The 15,520-nt window shown below is 73.3% G+C and carries 10 protein-coding genes; 2 read left to right on the forward strand and 8 right to left on the reverse strand.

The features are described from left to right. Positions 1 to 11 precede the first annotated feature (11 nt). The 5 genes from ACFW2G_RS20280 to ACFW2G_RS20300 all read right to left on the reverse strand — a co-directional run bounded on the left by ACFW2G_RS20280 (position 12) and on the right by ACFW2G_RS20300 (position 8,936). A complete protein-coding gene (locus ACFW2G_RS20280) occupies positions 12 to 1,343 on the reverse strand; it encodes a hypothetical protein (protein ID WP_384583308.1) in 1,332 nt (443 codons plus the stop codon). Between the two features lie 96 nt (positions 1,344 to 1,439). Then, the gene (locus ACFW2G_RS20285) at positions 1,440 to 3,395 is read right to left on the reverse strand and encodes an acyl-CoA dehydrogenase family protein (protein ID WP_384449907.1); all 1,956 of its coding nucleotides are present in this window, start codon (positions 3,393 to 3,395) and stop codon (positions 1,440 to 1,442) included. 152 nt (positions 3,396 to 3,547) lie between these two features. After that, a complete protein-coding gene (locus ACFW2G_RS20290; RefSeq protein ID WP_037928478.1) occupies positions 3,548 to 4,993 on the reverse strand; it encodes an aldehyde dehydrogenase family protein in 1,446 nt (481 codons plus the stop codon). A 153-nt stretch (positions 4,994 to 5,146) separates the two neighbouring features. Continuing rightward, the gene (locus ACFW2G_RS20295) at positions 5,147 to 6,727 is read right to left on the reverse strand and encodes a PucR family transcriptional regulator (RefSeq protein ID WP_384583305.1); all 1,581 of its coding nucleotides are present in this window, start codon (positions 6,725 to 6,727) and stop codon (positions 5,147 to 5,149) included. A gap of 121 nt (positions 6,728 to 6,848) precedes the next feature. Beyond that, on the reverse strand, positions 6,849 to 8,936 hold the full coding sequence (locus ACFW2G_RS20300; RefSeq protein WP_037928472.1) for a hypothetical protein: 2,088 nt from the start codon (positions 8,934 to 8,936) through the stop codon (positions 6,849 to 6,851). 384 nt (positions 8,937 to 9,320) lie between these two features. On the opposite strand from ACFW2G_RS20300, the gene gabT reads away from it, so the two are divergent. Further along, a complete protein-coding gene (gabT, locus tag ACFW2G_RS20305; protein WP_037928469.1) occupies positions 9,321 to 10,667 on the forward strand; it encodes a 4-aminobutyrate--2-oxoglutarate transaminase in 1,347 nt (448 codons plus the stop codon). A 178-nt stretch (positions 10,668 to 10,845) separates the two neighbouring features. Continuing rightward, positions 10,846 to 11,631, forward strand: coding sequence for a phosphatase PAP2 family protein (locus ACFW2G_RS20310; RefSeq protein WP_384449918.1), 786 nt, complete (start codon positions 10,846 to 10,848; stop codon positions 11,629 to 11,631). Here the strand turns inward: ACFW2G_RS20310 and ACFW2G_RS20315 are convergent. The 3 genes from ACFW2G_RS20315 to ACFW2G_RS20325 form a co-directional block, all read right to left on the reverse strand. After that, positions 11,591 to 13,399, reverse strand: coding sequence for a chitinase (locus ACFW2G_RS20315; RefSeq protein WP_384449921.1), 1,809 nt, complete (start codon positions 13,397 to 13,399; stop codon positions 11,591 to 11,593). The genes ACFW2G_RS20310 and ACFW2G_RS20315 overlap by 41 nt on opposite strands. 86 nt (positions 13,400 to 13,485) lie before the next feature. Next, positions 13,486 to 13,947 (reverse strand): bifunctional DNA primase/polymerase, encoded by a 462-nt coding sequence (locus ACFW2G_RS20320; RefSeq protein ID WP_384449924.1) that lies wholly within the window; start codon positions 13,945 to 13,947, stop codon positions 13,486 to 13,488. 150 nt (positions 13,948 to 14,097) lie between these two features. Beyond that, positions 14,098 to 15,516 (reverse strand): FAD-binding oxidoreductase, encoded by a 1,419-nt coding sequence (locus ACFW2G_RS20325; RefSeq protein ID WP_037928456.1) that lies wholly within the window; start codon positions 15,514 to 15,516, stop codon positions 14,098 to 14,100. Positions 15,517 to 15,520 lie beyond the last annotated feature (4 nt).

Genomic DNA, 15,520 nt, shown 5'->3' on the forward strand with positions numbered 1-15,520 from the left:
GTCGCGGCACGTCAGGGGCGGCCCGACACGGAGCCCCCTTCTGTGACGCGCAGGAGGAGGTGCGGGAGCGTTCCGGCGAAGTCGGGGAGCGTGCGGGCGGTGCGCCACCAGGCCTCCGGGTCCTCGCCGAGGGCGGCGGTGAGCAGCCGGTACGCCTCCGCGTGCGCGGCGAGGACGGCCTCCGGGTGGTCGTGCCGGTCGGGGCGGTCCACCTCGCCGAGCCAGTGGTCCTCGTCGAGGGCCCAGCAGGCCGGCAGCTTGTGCCGGATCACGTCGGTACCGGTGAGCAGGCCGCGGTCGAGGCAGTCGCGCACCCAGCGGATGTCCTCCTCGGCGCTCTCCATGGGCACGGCCAGGCTCGCGAGGGCCAGTTCGCGCTCCACGTCCCCGGAGGGCTCGGCGGCCGTCGGGGCCAGGTGGCGCACGGCCCGGTCCAGCCCCGGGTCCGGCTCTCCCGTGCCGGCCGGTCCGGGCAGGGTCCCATCGGCGACGCCCGCCACCAGGGCGGGCAGCGGTCCGCGGTACCCGGGGGCGTACCGCAGCAGCTCCGCCCACAGCCGCGGGTCGTCCCCCAGCGGGCGCAGGGCCCGCATCACGGCGGTCTGCATGCCTGCCTGTTCGGGCAGGGTCCAGCGCAGGGAGCGGCGTTCGGGGAGGTGGCCGAGGAGCAGGGTGTGGCGCGCGGGGGCGACGTGGGCGACGAGTTCCTGGTGGGTGAGCCGGCCCATCCGTACGGCGCGGACGGCGGGCCGGTGCCAGGAGCCGCGGTCCGCGGGTGTCTCCGCGGCGGTGGCGAGCAGCCCGAGAACGGTCTCCCGGGGCAGGTCGGCCACGAGCAGCAGGGCCTCGACGGAGCCCACGGTCAGCGGCCGGCGGGTGTGCTCGGCGAGGAGCAGCCCGGGATCGGTCGCGTGGGGCAGCGCCAGGATGTCCAGCGGGACCCGCGGCCCGCGCCTGCCGTGCCGGCGCAGCAGGCCGGTCAGCTCGGCGGTGGCGAGGGGCCCTGCAGCGGGGTCCCGGCCGAGCTCGGCGCGCAGGACGGGCAGGAGTTCCGGCGGCGTGCGGCGGCGAGCGTAGCGGGCCGGCCCGGGCAGGCCGGGCAGCGGCCGGCCCAGGACCCGCGGGTTGCGGGCGATGTGGCCGCGGTCGTCCGCGCCGCCGTGACGCAACAGCAGGGTGACGGTGGAACCCGCCAGCCATGCGTCGCGGCAGAGGTACTTCAGGGTCGGCCGGTCGAGGCGGCGGATCATGTCGACAACGACGTGGTCCGGTGCGTGGCGCAGGAGGTGCGCCACGCACCAGGCCAGCCGCCGGCTGGTGCGGTCCTGCTCGGCCGTCGGCATCGTTCTCGTCCGCCCTGTGCTGTGCGCGTACGCGTGCCGGATCCGCACGCGTACCCATCCTCGTACGTCTGTCCGACGTGCGGCGATGATCGCAGGTCAGCGGATGGGGCGGTGCACGTTTTTCCGGTTCGAGGGTCCGGGGGCGGCGTCCGCGATCCAGGGGCCGTCGTCCGAGGGATCGAGGACGCCCTCCTCCAGCCAGGCGTAGGTCCCGGACAGGACTCCGGCGACCACCTTGCGGTCGAGGTCGTCGGTGTTGGACCAGAGCCGCCCGAAGAGCTCCTCGACGCGCAGCCGGGACTGCTCGCAGAAGGCGTCGGCGAGCTGGTACGCCTCGCGGCCGTGCTCGCCCGAGGCGCGCAGGTGCTCGGCGCGGACGCAGGCCGCGCTCATCGCGAAGAGCTCGGCTCCGATGTCGACGATCCGGCCGAGGAAGCCCTGCTTGGTCTCCATGCGGCCCTGCCAGCGGGACATGGCGTAGAAGGTGGACCGGGCGAGTTTGCGGGCGCTGCGCTCCACGTGGCGCAGGTGGGTGGAGAGGTCGGGGTGGCCCGCGGGGTGGAAGGCCCGGTAGGTGCCGGGGACGTGGCCGGGTCCGGTGGCCAGCCGGGGCAGCCAGCGGGCGTAGAAGCCGGCGGCGCGGGCACCGGCCCTGGCCTTGTCGCCGAGTGCCTTCTCGGGGTCGATGAGGTCGCCGGCCACCGACAGGTGGGCGTCGACGGCCTCGCGGGCGATCAGCAGGTGCATGATCTCCGTCGAGCCCTCGAAGATCCGGTTGATGCGCAGGTCGCGGAGCAGCTGCTCGGCGGGGACGGCACGCTCGCCCCGGGCGGCCAGGGACTCGGCCGTCTCGAAGCCGCGTCCGCCGCGGATCTGGACCAGCTCGTCGGCCATCAGGCAGGCCATCTCGGAACCGTAGAGCTTGGCGAGGGCGGCTTCGATGCGGATGTCGTTGCGGTCCTCGTCGGCCATCTGGGAGGCGAGGTCGACGACCGCTTCGAGGGCGAAGGTGGTGGCGGCGATGAAGGAGATCTTGGCGCCGACCGCCTCGTGCCGGGCGACCGGCCGGCCCCATTGCTCGCGTACGCCGGACCATTCACGGGCGATCTTCAGGCACCACTTGCCTGCGCCGACGCACATGGCGGGCAGGGAGAGCCGGCCGGTGTTGAGCGTGGTGAGGGCGATCTTGAGCCCGGCGCCCTCGGCGCCGATGCGCTGGTCGGCGGGGACACGTACCCGGTGGAAGCGGGTGACGCCGTTCTCCAGGCCGCGCAGGCCCATGAAGGCGTTGCGATGCTCGACGGTGATGCCGGGCGAGTCCGCCTCGACGACGAAGGCGGTGATCCCGCCGCGGTGGTTCTCCGACTTCGGCACCCGGGCCATGACCACGAGCAGGTCCGCGACGACCCCGTTGGTGGTCCACAGCTTCACCCCGTCGAGGACGTAGTCGTCGCCGTCCGGGACCGCGGTGGTGGCCAGGCGCGCCGGGTCGGAACCCACGTCGGGCTCGGTGAGCAGGAAGGCGCTGATGGCGGTGGTGGCGCAGCGCGGCAGGTAGGCGTCCTTCTGCGCCTGCGTGCCGAACATCTTCAGGGGCTGGGGCACGCCGATCGACTGGTGAGCGGAGAGCAGGGCCCCGATGGCCGGGCTGACCGAGCCGACCAGAGCGAGCGCCTTGTTGTAGTACACCTGGGTGAGGCCGAGCCCCCCGTACTTGGGGTCGATCTTCATCCCGAGGGCGCCGAGCTCCTTGAGCCCTCGCACGGTCTCGTCCGGGATCTTCGCCTCGCGCTCGATGAGCGCGCCGTCGACACGGGTCTCGCAGAACTCGCGCAGCCGGGCGAGAAAGGCCTCGCCCCGGCGGACGTCCTCTTCGGCGGGGAGCGGGTGGGGATGGATCAGGTCGAGCCGGAACCGTCCCAGGAAGAGCTCCTTGGCGAAACTGGGTTTGCGCCAATCCTGCTCCCGGGCCGCTTCCGCGACCTGTCGTGCCTCGCGCTCGGTCACCTTGGGCTGGGTGCCGCTGGGCTGTACGGGCTGTGTTGCGGACATGAGGGGACTCACCTCGCCGCTGGAGTCGGGGGTACCGGCCTCCTGGCCGGTGCTGCCTGTGAGTCGTACCCAAAGTGCGCGGAATGGAAAAGGGGGACGGCCGGAGCCCCCGCACAGTAGGCTCCGGCCGTCGGCTTTTCGGCGGTACGAGATCAGATGTCGAGGCCGGTCAGGACCAGGACTCGCTCGTACGTGTAGTCGTCCATCGCATAGCGGACGCCCTCGCGGCCCACACCGGACTGCTTGACGCCGCCGTACGGCATCTGGTCGGCGCGGTAGGACGGCGCGTCGCCGATGATCACGCCGCCGACCTCGAGCTCGCGGTGAGCGCGGAACGCGGTCTGGACGTCGTGCGTGAAGACACCGGCCTGCAGACCGAACTTCGAGTCATTCACCGCGGCGAAGGCCTCGTCGGTGTTCTCGACCCGCAGCAGGGTCAGGACCGGGCCGAAGACCTCCTCGGTGGCGAGCTTGACGCCGTCGGGGACGTTCGCGAGGACGGTGGGCTCGTAGGAGGCGCCTTCGCGCTTGCCGCCGGTGAGCAGCTTGGCACCGGCCGAGACGGCCTCGTCGACCCAGGACTCGACGCGCTGGGCCGCGGCCTCGGAGACGAGCGGGCCGACGTCGGTGGCGTCGTCGCCGGGGTCGCCGGTGACCTGGGCCTGGACCTTCGCAACGACCTTCTCGACGAGGCGGTCGTAGACGGAGGCGTCGGCGATGACCCGCTGTACGGAGATGCAGGACTGGCCGGCCTGGTAGTTCGAGAAGGTCGCGATACGGGTCGCGGCCCAGTCGAGGTCGGCCTCGGAGGACCAGTCGTCCAGGACCACGGCCGCGGCGTTGCCGCCGAGCTCCAGGGTGCAGTGCTTGTGGGGCACCGACTGCTGGATGGCGTACCCGACGGTGTCGGAACCGGTGAAGGAGATGACGGGGAGGCGCTCGTCCTTCACCAGGGCGGGCATCTTGTCGTTCGCGACCGGCAGGACCGACCAGGAGCCGGCCGGGAGGTCGGTCTCGGCGAGCAGCTCGCCCAGGATCAGGCCGGACAGCGGCGTGGCCGGGGCCGGCTTGAGGATGATCGGCGCGCCGACGGCGATGGCCGGGGCGACCTTGTGGGCGCACAGGTTCAGCGGGAAGTTGAACGGCGCGATGCCGAGGACTGGGCCCTTGACGAAGCGGCGGGTCAGCGCGAGGCGACCGACACCGCCGGCGTCGGTGTCCAGGCGCTGGGCCTCGCCGCCGTTGAAGCGGCGGGCCTCCTCCGCGGCGAAACGGAACACGGACACCGCACGGCCGACCTCGCCGCGGGCCCACTTGACGGGCTTGCCGTTCTCGGCGGAGATCAGCTGGGCGATCTCCTCGGTGCGCTCGATGAGCCGCTTGGAGACGTGGTCCAGGGCGGCGGCCCGTACGTGGGCGGGGGTTGCGGAGAACTCCGCCGTCACGGCGTACGCCGCGGCCACGGCCTCCTCGACCTGCTCGTCGGTGGGCACGCTGACGGCGGCGACCAGTCGACCGTCCCACGGGGAGTGGACGTCGAAGCTGTCCTCGCCGGTGGCCTGGCGGCCGGCGAGCCAGAAGGCGTGGGTGGAAGTCATGCGAATCCCGGCCCTTCGGAAGTGTGCGGTGGGTCCTGACCCCTCCACCGTAGGACTCCGCGGGGGATTCGGCGTTTGTCCGGCGTGTAGTACCGGTCGCCGGGGTCGCGCCGGTTTGTCACTGTCGCACCCGGCCGGGCTCCGTGCGGGTCCTTAGCTCGGGGTGGAGGTGGCCTTGAGGGCGAGCCACAGTTCCATGCGGACGTCCGGGTCCTCCAGGGAACGGCCGAGGATCTCCTCGACCCGCTTCATCCGGTAGCGCAGGGTGTGCCGGTGCACGCCGAGGTCGGCCGCGGCCGCGTCCCACTGGCCGTGGCGGGAAAGCCAGGCCTGCAGGGAGGCCACCAGGTCCCCGCGGCCCGTCGCGTCGTGCTCCCGCAGCGCACGCAGGGTGCCGTCCGCGAAGGCCCGCACGGCGTCGTCGGCCAGTAGCGGCAGGACCGAGCCCGTCGCCATGTCCTCGTGCTCCACCAGCGGGCGGCCGCGCCGACGGGCCACCGCGAGGGCCTGGTCGGCCTGCTTCAGGGCGGCCGCGACGCTGCCCGGCCCGGCGGGTGCGGAAAGCCCGACCACCAGTTCGTCCGGCTCCGGTCCGGCCGCGTCGCGGCCGCGCCGGGCCTCCAGGGCCTCCGCGTGGACGGTGCACGCCCGTACGGCCGCGCCGGCGTCGGCGGCGAGGACCACCAGCCGCCCGGGCTCCGGTACCACCAGCAGCGCCTCCCCGGTGCGGGCGGCGGCGGACTCCACCGCGTCGGCCAGCAGCGCCAGGCCCTCCGGCCGCGCCGTGCCCCCCAGCGCGGGCTCGGCCACGACCAGCCGGAACGGCGCGTCCAGCAGCGACCCGTACAGGTCGCCCGCCACCGCCCGGGCGTGGTCCGGCTCGTCGGCCAGCAGCATCCGCAGCACCGCCGCCCCCAGCCGGGACTCGGCGTCGTGCAGCGAGCGTGAGCGCTCGGTGGTGAGCGTCAGCAGCGCGACCGCGGAGTGGACGGCGTACCTCTCGGCCGTGCCCAGCGGGGCCCCCGTGCCGACGGCGAGCGCGCCCCGGGCCCGCCGGCCGGTGCCCAGGGACTGGAGCTCGACGCGGTCCTCGGAGCCTCCCACCACGGCGCTCGCGGGTGCGGGGCGTTCCCGCAGCCGCTCCACGTCCGGGGTCAGCCGGGCGGCGCGGCGCGCCGCCCAGTCGGGGGCGGCCGCCACGACCGCTCCGGAGGCGTCGTAGAGGGCCGCCCAGCCGTGCACGTGCGCGGCGAGCTTCGCGAGCAGTTCGGCGGGGCCGTCGACGGAGAGCGCGGCGCGGGTCAGTTCGCGCTGCGCCTCGAAACCGGCGGTCACCGCCCGGTACTGGTCGGCCGCGAGCGCCGCGGAGACGGCCTTGCTGATGGCGAGGAACGGCGTCCGGCGCGGCACCTCCAGCAGCGGCATGTCCTCGGCCCGCGCCGCTTCGACCAGCGCCTGGGGGACCGCCTCGTAGTTGACGCCGATCGCGAAGCCGATGCCGACCACTCCGGCCGCGGCGAGGCGGCGCACGTAGGCCCGCATCTCGTGCGGGTCGTCGGCGTCCAGCTTCATCGCCGTGATCAGGAGCAGTTCGCCGCCCTCCATATAGGGGACGGGATCGGCGAGTTCGCTGACGTGGGCCCAGCGCACGGGGGTGTCCAGGCGGTTCTCCCCCGCCCGGACGCCGAGCTTGAGCGCCGAGTGCTGGACGAGGGAGGCGAGGGTCAGCGGCATCGGTTACCAGGAGCCTTAGCGGGAGGGGACGGCGGGAACGCGGGAGCCGTCGACGCCTTTTCGCCGTGTCGTACGAACGACTCCCCTCGATTCTGCCACCTCGTACGGGTCGGGGCGCGGGTCAGGCCGTTCCGGACAGCCGGACCAGCAGCGGGGCCGCCCGCTCCCCCTGTACGGAGGTGAGCGAGAGCACCGCGTGTCCCGGTGGCACGGCGTGCGCCAGGTCCGAGGCCGACCACCGCTCCCGTTCCACCTGCCGCACGGTCACCGCGTCCGTGGTGACCGCCTTGCCGGTGACGAGCTTGCGGAAGGCGTGGATGGCCCGGGTCAGCGGCTGGTCGGCGAAGACCGTGCGGTGGGTGACGTCGCGCGTCTCCACCCACTCGGTGCCCCAGGCCTCGGCGAAGCGCTTGCCGTCCCAGGTGGTGACCCCGGAGAAGGCCATCCGGCAGCCGACCGCCCCGAGCAGGGGGGTGCGCAGCGGCTCCGGTACGTCGTCCAGCGAGCGCAGGGTGAGCAGGACGCCCGCGTGCGCCGAGCGCAGCCGCTGCACGCCGCGCACGGTCTCGGCGGTCAACGTGTGCGAGGCGTCGTCGAAGGCGAGGAACGCGAAGAGGGAGCGGTCGGCGCGGGCGGCCGCGGCGGCGTTGAACTGGGCGAGCAGCAGCCTGGCCAGCATCCGGGAGGCGTCGGCATGCCCGCGTTCGGGCAGATCCACGCGGACCCGGATCGGGTGTTCCAGGGCGCGCAGCGAGAACGGCCGGCCGTGGCCCGTGGTGTCGAAGAAGCCGGCGAAGGCGGGCCGGTCCAGCAGCGCCACCCGGTCGGCGAGGGCCGGACCGGGGTCCCCGTGCGCCCCGTGCTGGCGGGCGCGGGCGTCGAGCTCGCGCAGCATGGTGTGCCGGGCCGCGCCGTCGGCGGCGAGCTCGCGGCGCAGCGCGTCGAAGGCAGCCGGGACCTGGTCGAGCAGCTCGCGCAGTTCGGGCACCGTCGGGAAGCGGTCGTACGCCGCGCGGAACGGCCCGAGCAGCTGGGCGAGGGCGGTCGCGGCCCGGCGTACGTCGATCCCGGGGACGTCCCCGACGAACGCCTCGGCGAGCAGGGTGGCGGCCTCGTCGGGATCGGTGGCGCCGCCGTAGAGGTCGAGGTCGTACACCGAGGCGGGGTCGCCGACCCGGACGACGACGTCGTAGGCGTCGTCGGGCCCGAGCTGGGCGCCGGCCGCGCCGACGGCGACGACGGCGGCCTGGCCGGCCAGCGCCTGGAGCGCGAGGGACTCCACGACGGGCCGCACCAGGTGCCGGGTCTTGCCGGTGCCGGACGGGCCGACGGCGAGCAGGGAGGTGCCGAGCACGTCCGGGTCGAGCGCCAGGGAGGTGCCGCGGCGGGCGTACGGGTTGCGGACCCCGTCCTCCACGGTGCCGAGCAACACCTGCCGGGCCAGCAGGTCGTGCCGGGCGGCCCGCACGGGCAGGTCCCGGTCGCCGGAGGGGTGCACGCAGGCCCCGGCGCCCTTGTCGCGGACGGAGTCGGCGAAGGCCCGCATGCGGGAAGGATCGACCCGCACGGAGTCCCAGGCCCGGCGGATGCGGGCGTAGTCCACGTCGTTCATCCGCCCGCCCCCGGCCTCCCCCTCAAGCCGGTCGGCCGCCTCCGCCAGCCCGGCGGCCCGCAGCTGCGGCCATCGCACGGGATCGTCCTCCCCGCCGGGCCGGGGGGCGGGGTCGGCGGAGTGCAGGGGCTGTGCAGCCCGGCTGCGAAGCAACCTGCGCAGCAGCTCCGGCCATCTGCCGAGCCGCCCGAATCCGACGATCAGGATGATCGCGACGATGGCGTACCAGCTGTACGAGGCCACCACGGACAGGAAGTTATTGGCCCAGGAGTCGGGCGTGAACATGTAGAGCGGCCAGAGCCAGAACCTGCCCAGGTAGCCGTTCCACAGCAGCGACCACAGCAGCAGGCCGGCCAACAGAGAGATCAGGGCTCCGCTGACCAGCTGGCGGGTGGGGGTGACCTCGGGTTCCTCGGCAGCACGCGCCACGTGCCCGTACGTCCATACACCCGGCCCGTCCGAAGTGCGGACTACCCGCAGCCACTCCCCCAGGGTCGGCCCGGCCGTCGGTGCGTGCAAAGGCTTCGGCGGAGCGGCCGGTCTCGGGATGTGGCCGGTGCGGTTCGGGCGCGTCCCGTGCGTGCCGTCGGTGTCCATGAAACCCCTGCCCCCTGACCGTCCCTGCGCTGCTGCGTCGCTCAATGTAGTGGCCGTCGGCGCCCCGCGGGTGGACCCAGGTCGTCTTCGCACCGGTGGTCATGACACGCAGTCGAAACCGCGACAGGCATGAAGGCTGCCGAGGGTGGGACGATCAGCCAGGTGACGTACGGAACCGGCCGAGGTCAAGAGCCGCCGGCCCGGTGTACGGGCCGGGTCCCCTCGCGCGGGCCGGCCGGGCGAGGGGGCCACCGAGCTCTATGTCCGTCGCGGACAAGGACACGCCGAGATCACTACCGAACGGAGCATGCAGGACCCCCGCCCCCGGGCCTAGCCTGCGGACAAAGACACAAGTGCGTCCGAAAACACCCCCAGGAGCCCTCTATGACCGCTGTCCCGCAGGAGCGCAAGATCGTCACCGCGATCCCCGGCCCCAAGTCGCAGGAGCTGCAGGCCCGCCGCCTGCAGACGGTGGCCGGCGGCGTGGGCTCCGTGCTGCCCGTCTTCACGGCCCGCGCGGGTGGCGGCATCATCCAGGACGTCGACGGCAACCAGCTGATCGACTTCGGCTCCGGCATCGCCGTGACCTCGGTCGGCGCGTCCGCCGAGGCCGTCGTGCGCCGCGCCTCCGCGCAGCTCGCCGACTTCACCCACACCTGCTTCATGGTCACGCCCTACGAAGGCTACGTCGAGGTCTGCGAGGCCCTCGCCGAGCTGACCCCGGGCGACCACGCCAAGAAGTCGGCCCTGTTCAACTCCGGCGCCGAGGCCGTCGAGAACGCCGTCAAGATCGCCCGTTCGTACACCAAGCGCCAGGCCGTCGTCGTCTTCGACCACGGCTACCACGGCCGGACGAACCTCACCATGGCGCTGACCGCGAAGAACATGCCGTACAAGCACGGTTTCGGCCCGTTCGCCCCCGAGGTCTACCGCGTCCCGGTCGCCTACGGCTACCGCTGGCCCACCGGTGCCGAGAACTGCGGCCCCGAGGCCGCCGCCCAGGCGATCGACCAGATCACCAAGCAGATCGGCGCCGAGAACGTCGCCGCGATCATCATCGAGCCGGTCCTCGGCGAGGGCGGCTTCATCGAGCCGGCCAAGGGCTTCCTGCCGGCGATCGTGAAGTTCGCCAACGAGAACGGCATCGTCTTCGTCGCCGACGAGATCCAGTCCGGCTTCTGCCGCACCGGTCAGTGGTTCGCGTGCGAGGACGAGGGCATCGTCCCGGACCTGATCACCACCGCCAAGGGCATCGCGGGCGGCCTGCCGCTCGCCGCCGTGACCGGCCGCGCCGAGATCATGGACGCCGCCCACGCGGGCGGCCTGGGCGGCACCTACGGCGGCAACCCGGTGGCATGCGCCGGTGCGCTCGGCTCCATCGAAACCATGAAGGAGCTCGACCTCAACGCCAAGGCGAAGAAGATCGAGTCTGTCATGAAGGCCCGCCTGTCGGCCATGCAGGAGAAGTACGAGATCATCGGCGACATCCGCGGCCGCGGCGCCATGATCGCCATCGAGCTGGTCAAGGACCCGGTCTCCAAGACCCCGTTCCCGGAGGCGGCCGGCGCGCTCGCCAAGGCCTGCCACGCCGAGGGCCTGCTCGTCCTCACCTGCGGCACCTACGGCAACGTGCTCCGCTTCCTCCCGCCGCTCGTCATCGGCGAGGACCTGCTGAACGAGGGCCTGGACCTGATCGAGGCCGCGTTCGCGGCCATCGGCACGGACATCTGAGCCACGGTCGAGACGCGGCCTGCGGACCGCCCCACTCGAACGTGGGGAACGTACGAGCGCGGCGCACGCCCGAATACCGACGGTAACGGGCGGACGCTGTGAAGAAGCTGTGGGGGGCCGATGGCGGGAGCGCGTTCCCGCTGTCGGTCCCCCTTCCACTGCCGTACGGTTTCTGCAGATGAGTGAGACAGCCCGCTCCCGGGAGACCGGGGGCGATTCCGGTACCGGGCTTCCCCAGCGCCGTACCGGGCATGCGTTCGCGCACACTCCTCGCCGATCGGACGGCCGACCGCCCCAAACCCCCCGGGGCGTGCGGCAACCCGGTCCGGGCGGCCGTCCCGGAACCATCCCCCCTGTTCCGGGACGGCCGGCCACCCTTCTCGGCGTACTCGCCGCCTCCGCGCTCTGCGCGCTCCTCCTCGCCCTGGTCACCTGGCAGGTCCTGGTGCGGGGCCCCCTGCTGTCCTGGGACGCCCGCCTCAGCGGCGCGCTCGTGCGCACCGTCCCCGATCCGGTCACCGAAGCACTCTCCGACCTGGGGAACATTCCGGTCGCGCTGCCGGTACTGCTCCTCGCCGCCGGGTACGCCGCCCGGCGCGGGAACCGCCGCGGCGCCGCGGCCGCGGTGGCGGCGATGGCCCTGGTGCCGGCGCTCGTCGTCCCGCTGAAGGAGTGGACCGCCCGACCCGGGCCCCTGGAGCCGTGGGCCGCCGGCTACTTCCCCTCCGGGCACACCGCGACGGCCTTCGTGGCGTACGCGGGCGCGGCCCTGCTCCTGCGGCCGTACACGCGTCGGCGGTGGCCGGCGGCCGCCGCCCTCGTGCTGACGGGGGCGACGGCCACCGGGCTGGTGCTGCGGGGGTTCCACTGGCCGCTGGACGTCGCGGCCAGCCTGCTGCTCTGCACGCCGTTGCTGCTGGCGGTCAGCCGGTCCTGCCGTAGTACGCGTCGAAGTTCCGGCTGAACTCCCAGCCCCCGAAGCGGTCCCAGTTGACCGACCAGGTCATCAGGCCGCGCAGGCCGGGCCAGGTGCCGTGGGTCGGGTAGGTCCCGCAGTCGGTCTTCTTGGTCAGGCAGTTCAGCGCCTTGGCCACCTCGGCCGGCGGGGTGTGGCCGTTGCCCGCGTGGGTGGTGGCGGGCAGTCCGATGGCGACCTGGTCGGGGCGCAGGGCGGGGAAGAAGCGGGAGGCGTCGCCGGCGACCGGGAAGCCGGTGAGCAGCATGTCGGTCATGGCGATGTGGAAGTCCGCGCCGCCCATGGAGTGGTACTGGTTGTCGAGGCCCATGATCGGGCCGGAGTTGTAGTCCTGGACGTGGAGCAGGGTGAGGTCGTCGCGCAGGGCGTGGATGACCGGCAGGTAGGCGCCGGCGCGCGGGTCCTGGCCGCCCCAGGGGCCCGAGCCGTAGAACTGGTAGCCGAGCTGAACGAAGAAGGTCTCCGGGGCCATGGTGAGGACGAAGCCGGGGCCGTAGCGGGCCTTCAGGGCCTTGACGGCGGAGATCAGGTGGACGATCCCCGGGGTGGTGGGGTTGCGGAAGTCCGTGTCGCCGGAGGCCAGGGAGAGGGAGTGGCCCTCGAAGTCGATGTCCAGCCCGTCGAGCCCGTACTCGTCGATGATCTTGCCGACGGAGGAGACGAAGGTGTCGCGGGCGGCGACGGTCGGGAGCTGGACCTGGCCGTCCTGCCCGCCGATGGAGATCAGCACCTTCTTGCCCGCGGCTTGCTTGGCCCTGACCGCCGCCTTGAACTCCTCCGGGGATTCGACGTTCGGGCATTCCGCGACCGGGCAGAGGCGGAAGCGGATGTCGCCGGAGGTCACCGAGGTCGGTTCTCCGAAGGCGAGGTTGATGACGTCCCAGGAGGAGGGCACGTCGGCCATGCGGACATGGCCGGCGCCGTTGGCGAAGCTCGTGTGCAGGTAGCCGACGAGCGCGTGCTCGGGGAGCTCGCCGCCCCCGCCTCCGCCGCTGCCCGTCGTCACGGAGACGGGCGCGCTGAGCGGGGACTCCCCCGACGCGTTCACCGCGCGGACCCGGAAGGTGTAGGTGGTGGAGGCGGCGAGGCCGGTCACCGCCGCCGTGGCGGCGGCTGCCGGGAGGGGCGCGGCACCGTCCCGGTGGACGGTGTACGAGGTGGCGCCGGCCACCGCCGCCCAGGACAGCCGGACCGAGGTCGCCGAGGTCGCCGAGGCGGTCAGGCCGGTGGGGGCGGCCGGTGGCAGGGGCTGGCCGGGGCCTCCGGGATCGGGTCCGACCAGGGTGACGTCGTCGGTGACATGGGCGGGCTGGCCGTACCAGCCGTGGGTGTGGACGGTCACCGAGGTGGTGGACGGGCCGGTGCGGAAGGTGGCCGTCAGCTGCTTCCAGGCGCCGGGGCTCTGCGTCCAGGTCGATACGTCGGTGGTGCCGGTCCCGGTCGCGCCGAGGTAGACGTACGCGCCCTGCAGCCAGGCGCCGAGCGTGTACGTGGAGTCCGGCTTGACGGTGACGGTCTGGGAGCAGCGGGCGTTGTCCTGCCCCGTCGGGGTGGCCCGGAGGGCGGAGGTGCCGCCGTGGACGGGGGTGCTGACGGCCGTGCCGCTGCCGGCCGAGCAGTTCCAGCCGTCGAGTCCGGCTTCGAAGCCGCCGTTGCGGACGAGGTCGGCGTCCGAGGCCGCGGCCGGCGGGCCCGCGGCGAGGAAACCGGCCGCCGCGAGGGCGGCGGCCGTGAGGAAGGACCAGGCTCTGCGCACAACTGCCTCCAGAACATGGGGGGATGGAGCCAGGCTGCTGCGAACGGGAACAGCGGCACCCAACCTGGTCCAGACCAATCCCGTTGTCAACGGTTCCGGGCTTTCTCCCTCCCGCGTGCGGCCGCCTCGTGCATGGCGAGCTCCAGCAGGACCGGGTCCGTGAGGGTCCCCCGGCCGTCCGGGGGCACCGCCCAGCGCACTCCCCCGGTCGCCCGGCCCGGGTGGGGGACCACGATCCACGCCCCGTGCCCGACTCCCCGTACGCCCGTACCGATCCAGTGGGAGGCGGTGCCCGGGGGCACGAAGAAGCCCAGCCGCGATGCGCCGAAGTCGGCGAGCACCGGGCCGGGCCGTCCGGCCGCCGGATCGAGTACGCCGAGGGTGGCCCGCCCCAGCTCCCCCGGCAGGATCAGTACGTCCCAGAGCCGTCCCGCGGGCAGCAGTGCGACCCCGAGGGGGTTGCGCTCCCATGCCCTTCGGCTGGCGTCGGGATCCGGCGCCGCCGACGCCAGCCATGCCACCGCTGCCTTCTCCCCCGGGGTCGTCATCGCCCGGCCTCCGTTCCGTGTGGGTGAGGTGTCCTCACCCACAGAGAGCGGGGCCGGGGCCGGCGATGACGCGGGTTTCCCCACCCCGTGGTGGTGAACCGGGTCACACGGCCGGCGGCGGTGCGCTCCGGGCGCTCCGACCGGGGCGGCTCAGCTGTCGAAACCGAGGCCGAGCTTGTCCATCGCCTTCAGCCACAGGTTCCGGTGCCCGCCGCGGGCGTCCGCCCGGGCCAGCGACCACTTGGTGAGCGCGATGCCGGTCCAGGCGAACGGTTCGGGCGGGAACGGCATCGGCTTGGACCGGACCATCTCCAGCCGGGTGCGCTCGGTGGAGAGCCCGTCGAGCAGGTCGAGCATGACCTCCGCCCCGAAGCGGGTGGCGCCCACCCCGAGGCCGGTGTAGCCGGCCGCGTACGCCACCTTGCCGGAGTGCGCCGTCCCGAAGAAGGCGGAGAAGCGCGAGCAGGTGTCGATCGCACCGCCCCAGGCGTGGCTGAACTTGAGCCCCTCCAGTTGGGGGAAGGCGGTGAAGAAGTGCTCCGCCAGCCGGAGGTAGGTCTCCGGGCGGTGGTCGTACTCGGAGTCGAGCTTGCCGCGGTACGGGTAGATCGCGTCGTAGCCGCCCCACAGGATCCGGTTGTCCTTGGTGATCCGGAAGTAGTGGAACTGGTTGGCGCTGTCACCCAGGCCCTGGCGGTTCTTCCAGCCGACGGAGGCCAGCTGGGCCTCGTCCAGCGGCTCGCTCATCAGGGCGTAGTCGTAGACCGGGACGGTGAAGGGGCGGATCCGGCGGACCAGCGACGGGAAGATGTTGGTCCCCAGGGCGACCCGGCGGGCGAGGATCGTGCCGTAGGGGGTCTGCACGGTCATCCCGCGCCCGGCCGCGGCGAGCTTCAGGCCGCGCGTGTTCTCGTAGACCCGCACCCCGAGGTCCAGGCACGCCTGCTTGAGGCCCCAGGCCAGCTTCGCCGGGTTGAGCATGGCGACGCCGTCGCGGTCCCAGAGGCCGGCGAGGAAGGTCGGGGAGTCCACCTCGGCGCGCACGGCGTCCCGGTCGAGCCATTCGGAGCCGCCCGCCAGGCCCAGCCGGAGCGCCTCCTCGTGCAGTTCGCGCAGCTCCTCGACCTGGTGCGGCTCGGTGGCGACGTCGATCTCGCCGGTCCGCTCGAAGTCGCATGCGATGCCGTAGCGGGCGACCGCCTCCTCGATGGCGTCGAGGTTGCGCGCGCCCAGCTCCTCCAGCTTCGCCAGCTCGCCGGGCCAGCGGGCGATGCCGTTGCCCAGGCCATGGGTGAGGGAGGCGGCGCAGAAGCCGCCGTTGCGGCCGGAGGCGGCCCAGCCCGCCTCCTTGCTCTCGATCAGTACGACGTCCCGCTCGGGGTCGCGCTCCTTGGCGAGCAGCGCGGTCCACAGTCCGCTGTAGCCGCCGCCGATGACCAGCAGGTCGCAGCGCTCGTCGGAGGTGAGCGCCGGCTGCGGGGCGGGCTTGCCGGGGTCGTCCAGCCAGTACGAGACCGGCTTCGCTTCGGAAAGGGATTTCGCAACACTACGCATGGCGACTGGGGCCATGGCT

Origin of the sequence: Streptomyces sp. NPDC058880 (genome assembly GCF_042742535.1) — a bacterium.
Taxonomy (GTDB): Bacteria; Actinomycetota; Actinomycetes; order Streptomycetales; family Streptomycetaceae; genus Streptomyces.